We start from the raw sequence: 14,891 nt of genomic DNA, 5'->3' as shown, positions 1-14,891 counted from the left end.
CCGTTCCCTAACTCCTCAGTTCTGGCGGCACACGGCGCAGGGAACCATCTTCCTCAATACATGCCAGCGTCGTGAGAGCTTTGACCAGTACTTTTCCGTCCAGGCAGATCTTCTGATGGAAAAGAATCTTGAACGGTGATGGGGTAGAGAGAGAAGAAAGCACCTCTATGGTGTCCCCCAGGCGCGCCGACGCTTTGAAGTCAGCTTCAACCTTGGCGACCACAAAGACAATACCCGCTTCGTTGAGTGCCGAAATCGTTTGGCCTCGCTCGGAGAGATACTCGGTGCGGCCACGTTCGAGAAACCGAAAGTAGTTCGCGTAGTAGACCATACCGAGACAATCCGTGTCCTCGTAGTAGACCTTATAGAAGACAGAGCTGTACTCACTTTCGCGAATTTTGTTTGATTGACTCCCCATTCGTACACCCTAAAGGGGGCAGGGAGTCAAGAATTCACGACCTTGCCGACCGCTCCAACACATATGCCCGCACAGCAATAATCGCCCACGTCACGATCACAAACGGCCAGGTGTACATCGGAAAATGCGCTGCTTCGAATAGCTCTTCCAGCGGCAACGTCACCACTGCTCCTACTGCAGCCAGTACCCATGGAATCCACGCAGGCTTGACGTCAGCGGTGAAAACCGCCAATGCAGCAATCCCCACCAACACACCCGAATATTGACTTAGCCCGTGAGCCACCACATTTGGGTCGATCCCGAAAATCGGCGACACCAATGTCATGACCACCGCTCCCACCACTGCCCCGGCCGCAGCGCGCCAGGAACCTACGAAAAGTCCCAGAAGAATCAGCGCTCCGGCTACATAGGAATCAGCGAAGTGGACTTGCCCGATTCCTTCAAGAGCTTCTTCTACCAGCTCAGCAATACCGCTCACCCCCAGCATCTGCAACGGTGAGGCTGGCGGATGTGGAAAACCTCGCGCAATGATCGCGCTGATACCGCTGACAATGCAGAACGGTGCTGTCAGAACCGGTAGACCATACGCCGACAACTTGCCCGCCCGCAGTAGACGAGCCAATCCAACCTGAACCGGAACCACCACAACTGACCCCAACACGGCCGCAACGATGCCACTGCTCCCGCTACCCCACGTCACGAACGCGGCAGCGCCAACCAGTGCAGAGCAATACCCCCATAAGCCGTTCTCGATCTCATTACGGTCAACGCCCATCACCCATGCGGTGGACATACCAACGAGAATGCCAACCAGCGTGAACAGAGCCAGTTGAACATCGGCTATGCCTACACCGATCAGCATGAGCAGACCTGCTATCGGTTTGTCGATAAAAAACACCTGCCCCTGCCCGCGCAACACGGCCCGTATCCAGCGCACATAGTCGTGACGAGGAGCAGCCTGTGTCGGAAGAGACATGAAGAAAACCTTTCTTACCCGGCCGCTGTCACGCGGCCAAAAATGTCAGTATTTGCGCCGCGGTAGCGGCCCCCACCCAAACCAGTCTGCGCGGAGCTGATCAATCACCGCCCCAATGGCGCCATCAATCACGGCCGTGTTGACTCCCAAGGCACGGATGAGAACCCCGTTGATAGGCATCCTGCTCACCCCTGTACGCAAATGCAGATGCTTACTTTCGTGAGCAGCTAAAACGTCACGAATCGCATCGACAGTCTCGGTATCCACGTGGGGCGAGACGATAAGAAGACTTCCCACGTGAGTAAAGGTTTCTGCCAGCACTGTGTGATCAGGAGAAATCCCGAATCGCTCCGGTGCTAAGAAAAGGTTGTCGCGGGCTAGCAGCTTGCCTCGATGGTGCTCTGACGTAGGCATGCCAACTACGTCGAAGATTGTGTGCAGTTTTCGGTATTGGAAAAGTCGACCATCTGGAGCCCACCCAGGAGTGACGACGTCCTTAGCGAATAATGTCGCTGTTTTGGCCAGTTGGGCACGTGTGCGCTGCACATATCGGGCATCGGCATAGCCAATGAGTTCATCTGGCACATAAGTCAACACAGCGTCGTCTTCCACGACGAGCTCGGTGTCTTGAGTCACTTCGCTGTGCGGTGTGCGGTAGACCCGGGTCGCGGACTGGGTTGTCACAACTGCTTTAGCCCCGGCTTGGAGGGTTATGTGCTGCCGATACACATCTCCGCCGACATAGCCGCCGCCAGGGTTGAGCACGGTCAGTGTTGCTTCTGCGGCAGCAGCACCATCAGAAAGGTAGAAGGGGCGAATTACTTTCAGTGCTCCCCGATGGTGCTGGCGGGACAGGATGGTGCGTTCGTTTCGCACCGCGAATGTCACGTCAAGACTGCCCGTTGTTTTTTCAGGCTCCGCAGAGGCTGGGGCAGATGAAGGTAAGCGGGGCTGTGCTGAGCCAGATGTGAGCGTCATGCGTCGGTGAGGTCGGTCATGAGAATGTCGTGGTCAATCCACTCAATGACTTTTTCTAGCCCTTCATCGGTGCGCAGATTGGTGAAGCAGAAGGGGCGATCACCACGGAATTTTGCTGAGTCTTCCTCCATGACTGACAAGTCCGCGCCTACATGAGGTGCTAGGTCTGTTTTGTTGATGACGAACAGGTCAGATTTGATCATTCCCTGGCCTGCTTTTCGGGGGATTTTTTCCCCTTGGGCCACGTCAATGACGTAGATGGAGAAGTCCACTAGTTCGGGGGAGAACGTGGCGGACAAGTTGTCGCCGCCGGACTCGACAAAAATGATTTCTAGGTCAGGGTGTCGGCGCCGTAGTTCTTCGATCGCGGCGGTGTTGAGTGAGGTGTCTTCCCGGATTGCTGTGTGCGGGCAGCCTCCTGTTTCCACTCCGATGATGCGGTCTTCGGGCAGAACGGAGTTACGGGCGAGGATTTTCGCGTCTTCGATGGTGTAAATGTCGTTGGTGACTGCTGCCATCGATACGCGGTGACTCATCGCGCGGGTGAGACGTTCCACTAGCTGGGTTTTCCCGGCTCCGACGGGGCCGCCGACACCGATGATGATGGGGTCTTGTTCTAGAGGTTCGGTGTGTGTGTCTGTCATAGGTCTTCCTGCGTCAGGTGGTTGTTGTTCTCGGGTGTGGATGCTCACAGTCAGCTGGTGAACATTCGAGCATGCTGTCGTTCGTGCCTCATTTGGTCGATTTCCAGATGTGGGCAGGCAGCTCCCAGCAGATCGGTGGGCAGAGTGAGAGCTTCTTCGCATACTGCGGCGATCACTGGGTGGAGGTAGGCGATGACACGTTGGCCTGCCACCTGCCCGAGCGGGACCGCACGTACTGCGTTCTGCGCAAGTCCGATGCTCAGGGAGGTGGCGTAGGTGTGCAGTGTTTCAGCAAGACCGACCCCCATACCCGCGACTGCTAGGGCGTATGCGATGGCATAGTGCCCGTCCGCGTGTTTTTGTCGAACTAACTCGTCGTATGTGGTTAGCGCGGGGGTAGGGAAGCATTCGACGGCTAGCTCTAGCAGTCGTGCACCCATTGACCAGGATGCTTCTCGTACTTGAGATGCCAAGGACACGGCGGTCATCGTGGCATCCAGGTCGAGAAGCTTTCGCTTATCGACGTTTTCTTCCTTAACCAGAGCGAATGTTTCTCGCACGGCTAGCAGGTCAGTGGTCAGGACTTGCGATTTCAGGAAGGAAGCCAGCCATGCCGCTACCTCTGCCTCGTCTGTGACTGTTCCATCCGCCAGGGCTGTCTCCATACCGAAGGAGTGCGCGAATGTTCCTACCGGTAGGGCGGAGTCAGCGAGTTGGATGAGGGCCAGGTGGGGGTGGGTAGCAGTGGGCGTCAGTCTGGGGGCGTGGCGTCGGGAGCGCCTGGTCGTGGGTGTGGTCACGGGTTTTATGAGTTCCGGTCAGTGTTGGTGTTCTGCGTGGCGGAAGGGGGTGTCGAGTTCGACATCTTCGATGGTGTAGTCGACGTGGAGGCTTTCGAGGTGGTCGGTGACGGTGTGGTCGTAGGGAGTGAGGAAGACGACTTGGCCGAACTGTGCCCCGAATTGCGTGCTGTCGTCGAAGAACTGAACCTGGCGGTGCCGGTTCCCCAGGGCGTGTGCGGCTTCTCCCATCTGACGGATGCAGCTGGGCCGCACAACGATGACTCGTGTGGTGGTGGTTTCGATGGTGATGAAGCTGGTGTCAGTGACGGCAATGACATCTCCGGGGCGTAGAGCTGGCGATCCGGAGGGCAGGCGTAGGGATATTTCTCGGCCTTTGTCAGTACGTAGTCGCTGGACTCGTTTGGCGAGAGCTTCGTTGTGGAGGCGAATGGTTTCGCGCTCTCGGTGACCGTGATGGTCTCCGGGAGTGTGGATGAGGTGTTCAGGTGTGCCGTCAGTGATGTTGAAGATGACGGCGGTTGAGTGAATGGGGGGTAGTGATTCCTGGGTCTGTATTGCTGGGGTGTTGGGTGTGTCAGTCATTAGAAGAGCCAATACCTTTGTGCGCCTGCCAGGGTGGTGGCGGGGGTGGATGTGATGCGTTCGCCGTCTACGCGCACTTCGTATGTTTGTGCATCGACTTCAATGTCGGGAGTGGCGCTGTTGAATTTCATGTCCGCTTTAGTGAGCTGACGGATGTCTTCAACGGGGGCCACATGCCGTTTGAGGCGGAGCCTGCGGGCGACGCCAGCGTTGACTGCTGCCATGGACATGAAGGAAATGGAGGATTCAGCCAGTGCGCCGCCGTAGCTGGCAAATTGCTGTCGGAAGGTTTGTGGCTGGGGGGTGGGAATGGATCCGTTGGGGTCGCCCTGCATAGCGCCGAGGATGAGTCCACCTTTAATGACCAGATCGGGTTTGACGCCGAAGAAGGCAGGTTCCCAGAGCACCAGGTCTGCCCATTTTCCAACTTCGACTGATCCGATGAGGCGGGACATACCTTGGGCGATAGCGGGGTTGATTGTGTATTTGCTGATGTATCGCTTGACGCGGTTGTTGTCGTTGTATTCGCAGTCTCCAGGCAGGTGGCCGCGGGTTTTGAGCATGTGGTCGGCGGCTTGCCAGGTGCGAAGCACGACTTCGCCGACGCGGCCCATGGCTTGGCTGTCGGAGCTCATCATGGAGAACACACCCATGTCGTGCAGGACGTCTTCGGCAGCGATGGTTTCTGGGCGGATGCGAGAGTCGGCGAATGCGACGTCTTCGGGGATTTCTCGGGAGAGGTGGTGGCACACCATGAGCATGTCCATGTGCTCGTCGATGGTGTTGCGGGTGAAGGGCATTGTGGGGTTGGTGGATGCGGGGAGCACGTTTTTCAGCCCGGCCATCGTGATGATGTCGGGGGCGTGGCCACCGCCTGCGCCTTCGGTGTGGAAGGTGTGAATGACGCGTCCATCTATGGCACGAATGGTGTCTTCGACAAAGCCACCTTCGTTGAGAGTGTCGGTGTGGATAGCTACCTGGATGTCATATTCGTCGGCAACTTTGAGGGAGTTGTCGATGGAGGCATGGGTAGCTCCCCAGTCTTCGTGAATTTTTAGACCGCAGGCCCCCATGACGATCTGTTCTGCCAAGGGGGAGGTCATGGAGGCATGCCCTTTGCCGAGGATTCCCACGTTGATGGGTAGTCCTTCAAAGGCTTGCAACATGCGGCCGATATGCCAGGCGCCGGGAGTGATGGTGGTGGCCTTGGTTCCTTCGGCGGGACCAGTGCCTCCGCCGACGAAGGTGGTAACTCCTCCGGCGAGCGCGGTGGGGACTTGTTCTGGGCTGATGAAGTGGATGTGGGTGTCAATGCCGCCAGCGGTGAGGATTTTGTGTTCGCCGGCGATGATTTCTGCTGATGGGCCGATCGTCATGTCGACGTCGTCCATGATGTTGTTGTTTCCGGCTTTGCCGATGGCGCAGATGCGTCCGTCTCGGATGCCAATGTCGGCTTTGTAGATGCCGGTGTAGTCGATGATGAGGGCGCCGGTGATGACGGTGTCTGGGATCATTTCGGCGCGGTTGACGTTGCCGTCTTGGCCCATGCCATCGCGGATGGTTTTTCCGCCGCCGAAGACGGCTTCGTCTCCGTATCCGGTGAGGTCTTTTTCGACTTTGACGAACAGGTCTGTGTCGGCGAGACGGACCGAGTCGCCGGTGGTGGGGCCGTAGAGGTCGTTGTACTGGCGGCGGGGGATCCTGAGGGTCATTTTTCTGCCCCTTTCAGGGTGGTGGGGTGAGCCCAGGCTTGTTCTTCGATGATTTCGGGGGCGTCAAGGGGGCCGTTCACGCGGTTTCGGAAGCCGTAGACGCGGCGCAGTCCTGCCAGGGCGACGAGTTCGACGTTTTTGTGGTCGCCGGGTTCGAATCGCACAGCGGTGCCGGAGGGAATGTTGAGGCGGAAGCCACGGGTGGCGGGCCGGTCAAATTCCAGGGCGCGGTTGACTTCATAGAAGTGGTGGTGGGAGCCGACTTGTACTGGTCGGTCGCCGATGTTTACGACGTCGATGGTTTTTGTTTCTCTGCCGTGGTTGGCGACGATTTCTTCGTCGCTGGCCACGATTTCGCCAGGGATCATGATTGTCCTTGCTGGGGGTGTTACGGCGGGTAGTGTTTAGCGGATGGGGTCGTGCACGGTGACGAGTTTGGTGCCGTCGGGGAAGGTCGCTTCGATTTGTACGTCATGGATCATTTCGGGCACTCCTTCCATAACGTCTTCGCGGGTGAGGATGGTTGTTCCCCAGCTCATGAGCTCATCGACAGTGCGGCCATCGCGGGCCCCTTCGATGAGTTCGTAGCTGATGATGGCAACGGCTTCGGGGTAGTTGAGTTTCAGGCCGCGGGCTTGGCGTCTGCGGGCGAGGTCGGCGGCTACGACGATGAGCAGTTTGTCTTGCTCTCGTGGGGTCAGGCGCATGGTGCTCCTACGGGGCGGGACGGTAGTTCGTTCAGACCGTAAACCCGATGGGAGGCACCTATGGCACACAATAAGCGCAAATTATTTTCGCAATAATTTGCATTTATTCAGCAAGGACTCAGTTGTTCCACATGCAGGAATAGATATTAGAAATATCCATCGATAACCCGGCGAGGGCAGAAAATGAGCCCACTTCAAAAATCACCAAAAAGCTCATTTGGTTGGATTTTTCGCGAATAAGATTCGCGCAACCAAACCTCTGCACATCTTCAGACAAAAGGAGGGAGTGGACTGCTTTTCAGCCCACTCCCTCCTTAAAGAAGCATTAATGAAAGCTATTTACAGCCGCCTCACTGAAAAGCGTGGTATTTGCGTCTATTTCCAGACATCGGTAGGGATATCACGCGGCAAATTCGAGTTACCTTCACCGCAGAAGCGTGGCTCATCAATACCAGCCGCCTTTTGAGCTTCGTAGTCACGGAGCGCTCCAACAACCCACTTCGAGAGTGCAATGAGACCAATGATGTTGATGAGCGTCGTTAAAGCCATCGCGGTGTCCATGAGCGCCCACACTGTTTTTAACGCCAGTACAGCCCCGACTCCGGTGGTCAACACAACCAAGGTGGCAGCTAGGCGGTTACGTGTGTTGTAACCGCGCAGGAAGTCGACGTTGACGGAGGCATACGCGTAAGCACCCAGAATCGAGCTGAATCCGAAGAAAAAAATCATGATCGACATAGGCCACACGGCCCAGCTGCCCAGCTGTGAAGTAACTGCGTTAACGGTCAGGCTGGCGGCAGCATTTTCAGCTTCCGATGCAGCTGGCACTGCACCTGGCACATACACGTTTGATCCGCTGGACAAAATGATGAACGCAGTGGCAGTGCAGATGATCATTGAGTCGACGAGAACACCGAGAGATTGGATGAACCCCTGCTGCACCGGATGAGCAACCGTGGCAGTGGCGGCCGCGTTGGGATTGGTTGCCATACCTGCTTCATTGGTGAAAAGCCCGCGTTGAGCACCGTTAAGCACAGCTGCGGTGACTCCGCCTGCCACCCCGGCCAAGCCAGGTCGAATCCCAAAGGCACCGGAGATAATGTCAGATAGGAACCCCGGAACACTGCCGATGTTCATGATGACAACTGTGACAGCGATACACACGTATCCGATAGCCATCATGGGGCTGAGGATTTCTGTCGTGCGGGCTACGCCGCGCATCCCTGCAAAGACCACAAGCGCTGTTAGAGCCATGAGCAATAGGCCAGTAGCCCACGCCGGAATACCGTGAGCGTTTTCCAGAGCGAGGGCGATGGTGTTGCCTTGAACCATGGGCATGGCGATGACCATGCAAAACACGAGTGCAGACGCGATACCTACTCCCCATGCACGAGATTGCAAGCCGTAAGAGAGGTAGTAGGCGGTGCCGCCACGATAGGTGCCGTCTGTGTTGGAGACTTTAAATACCTGGGCCAGGGTGGCTTCAAAGAATGAGGTTGCCATGCCAACAGCGGCGATCACCCACATCCAGAAGATCGCTCCGGGGCCGCCGAGCACGAGCGCCAAGGCCACACCGGTGATGTTGCCGATGCCGATACGGGTGGCCATGCCCATGGCGAATGCCTGAAATGAGGAGATCCCTCCGTTGGCTCCTTTGCGTGAAGCTAGTGAGTGACTCAGCAGGTGGTGAAAGTGACGTATCTGCACGGCACGGGTGCGCAGGGTGAAATATAGGCCTCCGCCGATAAGGAGGGCGACGAGGAAGTAGGTGTATACGAAGCCGTTGAGGGCGCCAAGGTAGGCGGTGAGGGCGTCAATCATGAGGCGGCGGGTCCCTGTGTTGTTGTGGGCGAATCGGTGTTGCTGTGTTGAGGTTGTTGTGGTGATTACGCGCTTACCCTGTCACCCTTTGAATCTCGAGCTGGATGTAGTCCTTTGAGCGAGATGTTGGTCGGGGTCTGCGTTGCAGAGTGCTAGTCAGTGCGCCAGACGTCCCAGTAGAGACTGTTCACGCAGTTTTTTGCGTGCTTCGACGGCAGGTCGGCGCCGAGAAAGTGGCTGGCATACGGGGCACCAGAAGAGGTTGCGGTTGCCGATGACAGTGCTGCGCACCTGGGTGTGGCAGATGTAGCAGGCCTGTTCGGCGCGGCGGTAGACATAGACTTCGCCGCCGTGGGGGTCTTCTCGAGGTGGCCGGTTCATGGCTTCAGGCGTGTGTTCTGGGCGGACGGTGTCGATTTGTCCATGGTTGACGGCATAGCGCATGAGCTGGACTAAGTCTGTCCAGAGGTCATCGAATTCGCTTTTTTTAAGGGCCAGTCCCGGCAGCATGGGGTCTAGGCCTGCGCGGTAGAGAGCTTCAGCGCGGAAGATGTTGCCTACTCCGGCAAAGATTTTTTGGTCCATGAGGAGCAGGGCGATGGGCTGTTTGGATTTACGAACTAGGTTCCAGGCGCGATCGGGGTCTGCGTCCTCGCGCAGTGGGTCAGGGCCCAGGCGTTTGAGAACTTTGTTGAATCCGTCGGAATCGAGGATTTCGCAGATGGCGGGGCCGGATAGGTCAGCCCAGGCGGTGTCGTTTTCTAGTCGCCACCTGATCGCCCCGAGAACGGGACGGTCCGTTTCGCCAGAGAAGGCAGGGGTGGTTTGAGGGTCGAGAGTGATTTTTTCGCCGAGGCGTTCGGTGGCGTCTGTGGTGTGGTGAACGCTGATGCGTCCGGCCATGCCGAGGTGAACGTGGATGGTGCGTGGGCCGAAGTGGGCGAAAAAGTGTTTACCGACTGCTTCAGCGCAGACGAGTTCGAGGCCGTCGATGCTGGCTGCGCCGTCGCTGAAGCGTCCTTGGGGACTGCTGGAGCGGGTAATGGTGCCGGCGAATGCTCGGTCGTATGCGCTGGCCATGCGGTGAATGACGTGTCCCTCGGGCATGGGTTAACTGTAGTGATTCAGTGGTGCGCTGATGCTGGCCAGGCGTAGTCCTCGATTGGTAGGTGTGTGAGTTGGTGGGTGGCGACGCGTGTGACTGGTGCGTCGCCACCGTTCCCCTGCGGTTCGCCGTCGGTTCCCGTTAGCCGTCGGCGGTGGCCGGTCGCGAATCCCCCGATAACGCGTTCGGCCTGCTGGGACGCTTCATTACCCGCCTTGGTTGTGAAGCGTTGACGGTGCCGTGTGCACCGGTTTCACGGTTGTCGTGCCTCAGCCAAGGTGTGGACGGACCCCCGTTCGTCTTTTCCTCGCTGTTGTGGCTGCCGTGTAGTGGTGTTCTTTCGTGTCACGTGTCTTATCGGTTTCCGGACGGGTGACTTGAACTTTTGGCTGAAATTTTTTTGGCCGGTTGTCCAGGTTGGGTGTTTCTAGATCCGATTAGGTTTTGCGGCAGGTTGATTGGCGAATGATGAGGCGGGATCCGGTGAGGGGGGCGGGCTCGATGTGGCGGGCTTTGTGCTCAATGAGGGCTGCGAGGGTTTCGATACCGGCTTGCGCCATTTCGGTCACGGGCTGGGTGACGCAGGTTAGTGGCGGGTTGGTCAGTTCGAACCAGGGTTCGTCGTCGTAGGCGGTGAGACCGACTTGGGGGCCGACGTCGATGTTGCGGCGTTGGAGCTCGTGTAGGGCTCCTTGGGCAACGAGGTTCGATAGCGCCACGATGACATCTGGTGGCTGTGGGGATTCGAGGAGTTTTGTGGTGGCTTGGGTTCCGTGTTCTGCGGTGAAGTCCCCGTGGTGGATAGGGATGGGAAGGTCGTTGTAGCCAGCACGGGTTAGCGCTTGGAGGGCGATGTGGGCGCGGCCGTGACCGGTGGATACGGAGGTGGGGCCGCTGATGATTGCGGGGCGTTGGTATCCCTGCTCGTACAGGTGGGTGGCGAGGTCTCCCAGCGCGCAGGTGGGGTCGTTGAGGATGCTGGCGTGGGCTTCGATGGTGGTGCGTCGGTCGATGGCGACGATGGGGGTTCCTGATTGAGCAATGCGGTCTAGGCTGCCGGTGCTGTTGTCTGCTAGGACGATGAAAAGTCCGTCAACTTGTTGCCTGAGCAGTATGGAAGTCACGCGGGCTTGCTCGTCAGGGTCTTCACTGCCGGTGGCGATGGTCAGTGTCCATCCTCGGGCACGACATTGGGCTTCAATGCTGGCAGCCAGGCGGGTAATGAAGGGGTTAGCTAGCGAGGCAACAACGAGTCCGACGGTGCCGGTGCGTCCCGTGCGCATTGCTGCTGCAACAGCGTTGGGGTGGTAGTGAAGCTCAGCGGCTGCGGCTTGGACACGTTGACGAGTGGCAGGGGTGACTCGATCACTGCCGGACAGTGCGCGGGAGACGGTTGCTACGGACACTCCGGCTAGTGCCGCCACGTCACGAATAGTGGTCATCGAGTATGAGCCTAAAGGGGCTGAGGGATGCCCTGTCACGCCCCACAAAACAAGGGCACACCTAGGCGATGTGTTGGTGTGCGCTGGTGTGAGCGTGTTGTGTTGTGTGTTTGCGGTTTGATGGGGGTGTGATGTCGCAGGTATTTGCTGGTTTGTGTTGATGGGTGGGCTGTGCGGTGAAAGCTCGTTGGCTGATCGCTGGTGTGGTGGTGGCGATGTGCATAGCTGGGTGTGGTGGGAAAACGTTGGAGCCGAACGGTTCATCGGGGGTGGTGACTGTGTTCGCTGCAGCATCGTTGAAGGAGTCGTTTACGCGTATCGGTGAAGAGTTCTCGCGTACGCATCCGGGGGTGCAGGTGCGGTTCAATTTCGGTCCTAGCTCTGGCTTGGCGCAGCAGATTGAAGCGGGGGCGCCTGCGGATGTTTTTGCTTCGGCTAGTCCAGTTCCGATGGAACAGGTGCGTGGGGCTGGTCTCGTTGATGAGCCGGTGTCGTTTGCGCGCAATTCTTTGCGTATTGCTGTTCCTGCTGGTCGCGCTGGTCGGGTGGAAAAAGTGGAGGATCTTGGGCGCTCAGAGGTCAAGGTTGCCATGTGTGAACAGTCGGTTCCGTGTGGGGTTTTGGCGGCGAAGGTGTTGGAAAAGGCATCTGTAAATGTGCAACCGGTTACGCGTGAGGTCGATGTGAAGGCAGTGGTGACGAAAGTTGTTTTGGGGGAGGTTGATGCCGGGTTGGTGTACGGGACGGATGTAGTTGCCGCTGCTGGAAAGGTCAAAGGGGTGGAGATTCCCGAGCAGATGAATGCGTGGACTTCATATCCGTTGGCAGTGGTACGCCGGACACAGAATGAGCCTGCCGCGCAGGCATTTGTGCAGGCGGTACGGGGAGAAGTGGGTAAAAAAATCTTGACTTCGGCGGGGTTTGGTGCGCCGTGAGTAACGGTCGTTCACCGTTGGGGGGTACGCCGTGGCCAATGCGTGGGGTTGCGCTGGTAGGGGCAGCGTTTTTGTTGCTTCCAGTTGTGGCGTTGGCGGCGCGGGTGCCGTGGGGAGAGTTGTTTTCGTTGGTGTTCGCGCCAGCGGTTTTAGTGGCGCTACGGCTTTCGTTGGTAAGTGCCTCGGTGGCGACAGCGCTGTCGTTGGTTATGGGGGTGCCGTTGGCGTGGGTGTTGGCGCGGTCACGGCGCCGTGGTGTGGGGATTTTGCGTGCGTTGGTGACGTTGCCGTTGGTGTTACCGCCAGTAGTGGGGGGAGTGGCGTTGTTGTTGGCGTATGGGCGTGCAGGGCTGGTAGGGCGGTGGCTGGATGTGTGGTGGGGGATCAGTCTTCCTTTCACGGTGGTGGCGGTGGTGGTGGCCGAAACATTTGTTGCGATGCCGTTTTTGGTGGTGACGGTAGCTGGTGCGTTTGCGGCGGTGGATCGGGGGCTAGAGGAGGCTGCGGTGACGTTGGGGGCCTCGAGGTGGCGGGTTTTTTGGTCGGTGTCTTTGCCGTCAGTGGCGCCGTCATTGGTAGCCGGGACGGTGTTGTGTTGGGCGCGGGCGTTGGGTGAGTTTGGCGCCACAGTCACGTTTGCGGGCAGTTTGCCGGGCATTACGCAGACGATGCCGTTGGCAGTGTATTTGGCGATGCAGTCAGATCCGCAGGCGGCGATTGCGTTGTCGCTGGTGCTACTGGGTGTGTGTGTGACTGTGTTGGTGGGGTTGCGTTCGTATTGGTGGCCGGGGGTGGGGCGGTGAAGGAGTTGCTTTTTGATGGGCGGGTTCGTCGTGGTGGGTTTGTGGTGCAGGCCTCTTTTGAGGTGTATCCGGGGCAGGTGTTGGCGTTACTGGGGCCCAATGGTGCTGGCAAGAGCAGTGTGCTGCGTGCGGTGGCGGGCCTGGAGGTGCTGGATCGTGGACAGCTGCGGCTAGGTGAAGTGACGGTGGATGATCCGGAAGCGGGCGTGTTTGTGTCTGCACAGCAGCGGAATGTGGGGGTGATGTTTCAGGATTATCGGCTGTTTGGGCATATGAGCGTGGTGGGAAACGTTGCTTTTGGGCTGCGGATGCGGGGGGTGTCTAGGCGAGAGGCAACGGCGCGGGCGTTTCAGTGGCTGCAGCGGTTGGGGGTTGGGGATCTTGGACGCAGGCGTCCAGGGGAATTGTCAGGAGGTCAGGCTCAGCGGGTGGCGCTGGCAAGGGCGTTGGCTTGTGAACCGGATGTGTTGGTGTTGGATGAACCGACTGCTGCGTTGGATTCAGCTACGCGCCGGGAGGTACAGGGATGTGTGCGCGAGCATGTGGCGCAGTTTCGTGGGCCGGTTTTGCTGGTCACTCATGATCCGGTGGAGGCGATGGTGATGGCCGATGCGGTGATGGTTGTGGAAGAGGGCGAGGTAGTTCAGTACGGCCCCACGGTGCAGGTAGCTGAGCATCCGGCAACAGAGTTTGTGGCGGATCTGGTGGGGGTGAATCTCTTTGAGGGGGTTTGGGGGCACGGCGGTGCGATACGCCTTGCCGGGGGTGGGGTGTTGCATGCGGCGGCCGGGGTGAGTTTTCCGGATGGGGCACGTGTGTTTGCTGCGGTTCGGCCAGAGTCGGTGTCGGTGTTTGGGGAGCGTCCGGGGGTGGGCTCACCGCGGAATGTGTGGTGTGGCCGAGTGCTCACGGTCGACATGGTGGGTGCGCGGGTGCGGCTTCATGTTGCTGGGCCGCCTGATATTCGGGTTGAGGTGACTACTGCTGCGTTGGTTGAACTGGGATTAGCTCCTGGCATGCAGGTGTGGCTTTCGGTGAAAGCTACAGAAGTGTCCGTGTATTTTCCAGACGCCTAAAAGGTCCTTTTCTGCGACGCACCGACCCAGCAAGTTATGCCGTACGTCTTTAACGGAATTTCTGTGACAGTAACCAGGTGTGCAGATAATGACTTTATAGGGCAATGAATTAGCCTGCTTTTCTTATCAAGCTCGGTGCGCTCATCTTTTCTGCTTCGCCACAACGCAGACTCGCATATCACGTGGCCGGACAACTGTTCAGATTCACATTCTTTCTGCTCCAACGAAATACCCACCCAAAGAGCATGGACGTATACGCAGCCCACGCCGTGGGTCACTGCTGCGCTTCTAGTCTGAACCGTGAACAGGCCCACCGACTGGGTGCACTGCCCTACCGGGCCAATCCGTGTGTCAGGAACACCTCACACGACACAACACGCAGATCACGAGGTACTACCTACATGCCCACCAACACACGCCCCACCCTTGGCAAGTTCGTCGCAGCCGAATGCCTCCAGCAGATGCGTCTGCACGTCGAAGACCTCGCTGGCCCGGGTCCCGTCCTCGGCGCTGGCCGTATGCGCGGCGCTGGACTGGTCGAGCTTTTGGGAAAAACTGGCGCTTCCCCCTCTATTGATGACGCCACCGAAATCCTACAGAAAGCTCTGGGCCTGGATGGCACCCGTTTAGCCATTGTCGATGACATCACCGAAGACAACGGCACCTACACCGTGCGCATCCACGAAGGTGCCTGCTCTTTTGACCGTAAGTCCGACGAGCCAATGTGCGCTTACACCCTCGGTGTTTTCGTAGGCGCTATCGGCGGCCTTTACGGCGCAACCATGACCGGCAAAGAACTCGAATGCGAGGCCATGGGCGACTCACAGTGCGTCTACCGCATCAAGCGCCACATCGCCCTGGACTGAAAACCTTCCATCCCCTCCCTCTC

16 protein-coding genes are annotated in these 14,891 nt (G+C 58.2%); 4 read left to right on the top strand and 12 right to left on the bottom strand.

Annotation, left to right across the window (positions count from 1 at the left end; genetic code table 11):
- Positions 1-7 precede the first annotated feature (7 nt).
- The 12 genes from AC2T9U_RS00265 to AC2T9U_RS00210 form a co-directional block, all read right to left on the bottom strand.
- Complete coding sequence (locus AC2T9U_RS00265; protein ID WP_115031916.1) at positions 8-418, bottom strand: YbgC/FadM family acyl-CoA thioesterase; 411 nt, start codon at positions 416-418, stop codon at positions 8-10.
- A gap of 34 nt (positions 419-452) precedes the next feature.
- The gene (locus tag AC2T9U_RS00260) at positions 453-1,394 is read right to left on the bottom strand and encodes an urea transporter (RefSeq protein ID WP_493696225.1); all 942 of its coding nucleotides are present in this window, start codon (positions 1,392-1,394) and stop codon (positions 453-455) included.
- Between the two features lie 45 nt (positions 1,395-1,439).
- Positions 1,440-2,282, bottom strand: a complete 843-nt coding sequence (locus AC2T9U_RS00255) for an urease accessory protein UreD (protein ID WP_493696224.1) — start codon at positions 2,280-2,282, stop codon at positions 1,440-1,442.
- An 86-nt stretch (positions 2,283-2,368) separates the two neighbouring features.
- Positions 2,369-3,016: an urease accessory protein UreG gene (gene ureG, locus AC2T9U_RS00250; protein ID WP_115032873.1), complete on the bottom strand. Its 648-nt coding sequence runs from the start codon at positions 3,014-3,016 to the stop codon at positions 2,369-2,371.
- A gap of 50 nt (positions 3,017-3,066) precedes the next feature.
- Positions 3,067-3,816, bottom strand: coding sequence for an urease accessory protein UreF (locus AC2T9U_RS00245; RefSeq protein ID WP_493696223.1), 750 nt, complete (start codon positions 3,814-3,816; stop codon positions 3,067-3,069).
- Between the two features lie 18 nt (positions 3,817-3,834).
- Complete coding sequence (locus AC2T9U_RS00240) at positions 3,835-4,401, bottom strand: urease accessory protein UreE (RefSeq protein ID WP_208304143.1); 567 nt, start codon at positions 4,399-4,401, stop codon at positions 3,835-3,837.
- Positions 4,401-6,113 (bottom strand): urease subunit alpha, encoded by a 1,713-nt coding sequence (gene ureC, locus AC2T9U_RS00235; RefSeq protein ID WP_493696222.1) that lies wholly within the window; start codon positions 6,111-6,113, stop codon positions 4,401-4,403. The genes AC2T9U_RS00240 and ureC overlap by 1 nt, the downstream gene beginning before the upstream one ends.
- Complete coding sequence (locus tag AC2T9U_RS00230; protein ID WP_115031927.1) at positions 6,110-6,481, bottom strand: urease subunit beta; 372 nt, start codon at positions 6,479-6,481, stop codon at positions 6,110-6,112. Before AC2T9U_RS00230 ends, ureC begins: the two co-directional genes overlap by 4 nt.
- A 36-nt stretch (positions 6,482-6,517) precedes the next feature.
- Positions 6,518-6,820, bottom strand: coding sequence for an urease subunit gamma (locus AC2T9U_RS00225; RefSeq protein WP_115031929.1), 303 nt, complete (start codon positions 6,818-6,820; stop codon positions 6,518-6,520).
- A gap of 375 nt (positions 6,821-7,195) precedes the next feature.
- Positions 7,196-8,641, bottom strand: coding sequence for an alanine/glycine:cation symporter family protein (locus AC2T9U_RS00220; RefSeq protein WP_493696221.1), 1,446 nt, complete (start codon positions 8,639-8,641; stop codon positions 7,196-7,198).
- Between the two features lie 156 nt (positions 8,642-8,797).
- Entirely contained in the window at positions 8,798-9,748 is a 951-nt protein-coding gene (locus AC2T9U_RS00215) for an Fpg/Nei family DNA glycosylase (protein WP_115031933.1), read from the bottom strand.
- 435 nt (positions 9,749-10,183) lie between these two features.
- Positions 10,184-11,188: a LacI family DNA-binding transcriptional regulator gene (locus AC2T9U_RS00210; RefSeq protein ID WP_181816119.1), complete on the bottom strand. Its 1,005-nt coding sequence runs from the start codon at positions 11,186-11,188 to the stop codon at positions 10,184-10,186.
- Positions 11,189-11,364: 176 nt separating this feature from the next.
- Between AC2T9U_RS00210 and modA the strand changes: the two genes are divergently transcribed.
- The 4 genes from modA (at position 11,365) to AC2T9U_RS00190 (ending at position 14,868) form a co-directional block, all read left to right on the top strand.
- The gene (gene modA, locus AC2T9U_RS00205; RefSeq protein ID WP_493696220.1) at positions 11,365-12,123 is read left to right on the top strand and encodes a molybdate ABC transporter substrate-binding protein; all 759 of its coding nucleotides are present in this window, start codon (positions 11,365-11,367) and stop codon (positions 12,121-12,123) included.
- A gap of 38 nt (positions 12,124-12,161) precedes the next feature.
- Positions 12,162-12,926: an ABC transporter permease gene (locus tag AC2T9U_RS00200; protein WP_493696963.1), complete on the top strand. Its 765-nt coding sequence runs from the start codon at positions 12,162-12,164 to the stop codon at positions 12,924-12,926.
- Positions 12,923-14,002, top strand: coding sequence for an ABC transporter ATP-binding protein (locus AC2T9U_RS00195; RefSeq protein WP_493696219.1), 1,080 nt, complete (start codon positions 12,923-12,925; stop codon positions 14,000-14,002). Before AC2T9U_RS00200 ends, AC2T9U_RS00195 begins: the two co-directional genes overlap by 4 nt.
- Positions 14,003-14,403: 401 nt before the next feature.
- Positions 14,404-14,868 carry a V4R domain-containing protein gene (locus tag AC2T9U_RS00190; protein ID WP_208304148.1) on the top strand — a complete coding sequence of 155 codons (465 nt, stop codon included), beginning with the start codon at positions 14,404-14,406 and terminating at the stop codon, positions 14,866-14,868.
- Positions 14,869-14,891 lie beyond the last annotated feature (23 nt).

The organism is Dermatophilus sp. B7861-1 (assembly GCF_058996045.1).
Note: the sequence above shows the minus strand (reverse complement) of the source record. Positions and strands in the feature narration are given on the sequence as shown.

Coding starts and splice junctions, on each gene's coding strand:
- AC2T9U_RS00190 (WP_208304148.1), top strand. CDS start 14,404: ATGCCCACCAACACACGCCCCACCCTTGGCAAGTTCGTCGCAGCCGAA.
- AC2T9U_RS00225 (WP_115031929.1), bottom strand. CDS start 6,820: ATGCGCCTGACCCCACGAGAGCAAGACAAACTGCTCATCGTCGTAGCC.
- AC2T9U_RS00215 (WP_115031933.1), bottom strand. CDS start 9,748: ATGCCCGAGGGACACGTCATTCACCGCATGGCCAGCGCATACGACCGA.
- AC2T9U_RS00200 (WP_493696963.1), top strand. CDS start 12,162: ATGCGTGGGGTTGCGCTGGTAGGGGCAGCGTTTTTGTTGCTTCCAGTT.
- AC2T9U_RS00260 (WP_493696225.1), bottom strand. CDS start 1,394: ATGTCTCTTCCGACACAGGCTGCTCCTCGTCACGACTATGTGCGCTGG.
- AC2T9U_RS00210 (WP_181816119.1), bottom strand. CDS start 11,188: ATGACCACTATTCGTGACGTGGCGGCACTAGCCGGAGTGTCCGTAGCA.
- ureC (WP_493696222.1), bottom strand. CDS start 6,113: ATGACCCTCAGGATCCCCCGCCGCCAGTACAACGACCTCTACGGCCCC.
- AC2T9U_RS00265 (WP_115031916.1), bottom strand. CDS start 418: ATGGGGAGTCAATCAAACAAAATTCGCGAAAGTGAGTACAGCTCTGTC.
- AC2T9U_RS00230 (WP_115031927.1), bottom strand. CDS start 6,481: ATGATCCCTGGCGAAATCGTGGCCAGCGACGAAGAAATCGTCGCCAAC.
- ureG (WP_115032873.1), bottom strand. CDS start 3,016: ATGACAGACACACACACCGAACCTCTAGAACAAGACCCCATCATCATC.
- AC2T9U_RS00240 (WP_208304143.1), bottom strand. CDS start 4,401: ATGACTGACACACCCAACACCCCAGCAATACAGACCCAGGAATCACTA.
- AC2T9U_RS00220 (WP_493696221.1), bottom strand. CDS start 8,641: ATGATTGACGCCCTCACCGCCTACCTTGGCGCCCTCAACGGCTTCGTA.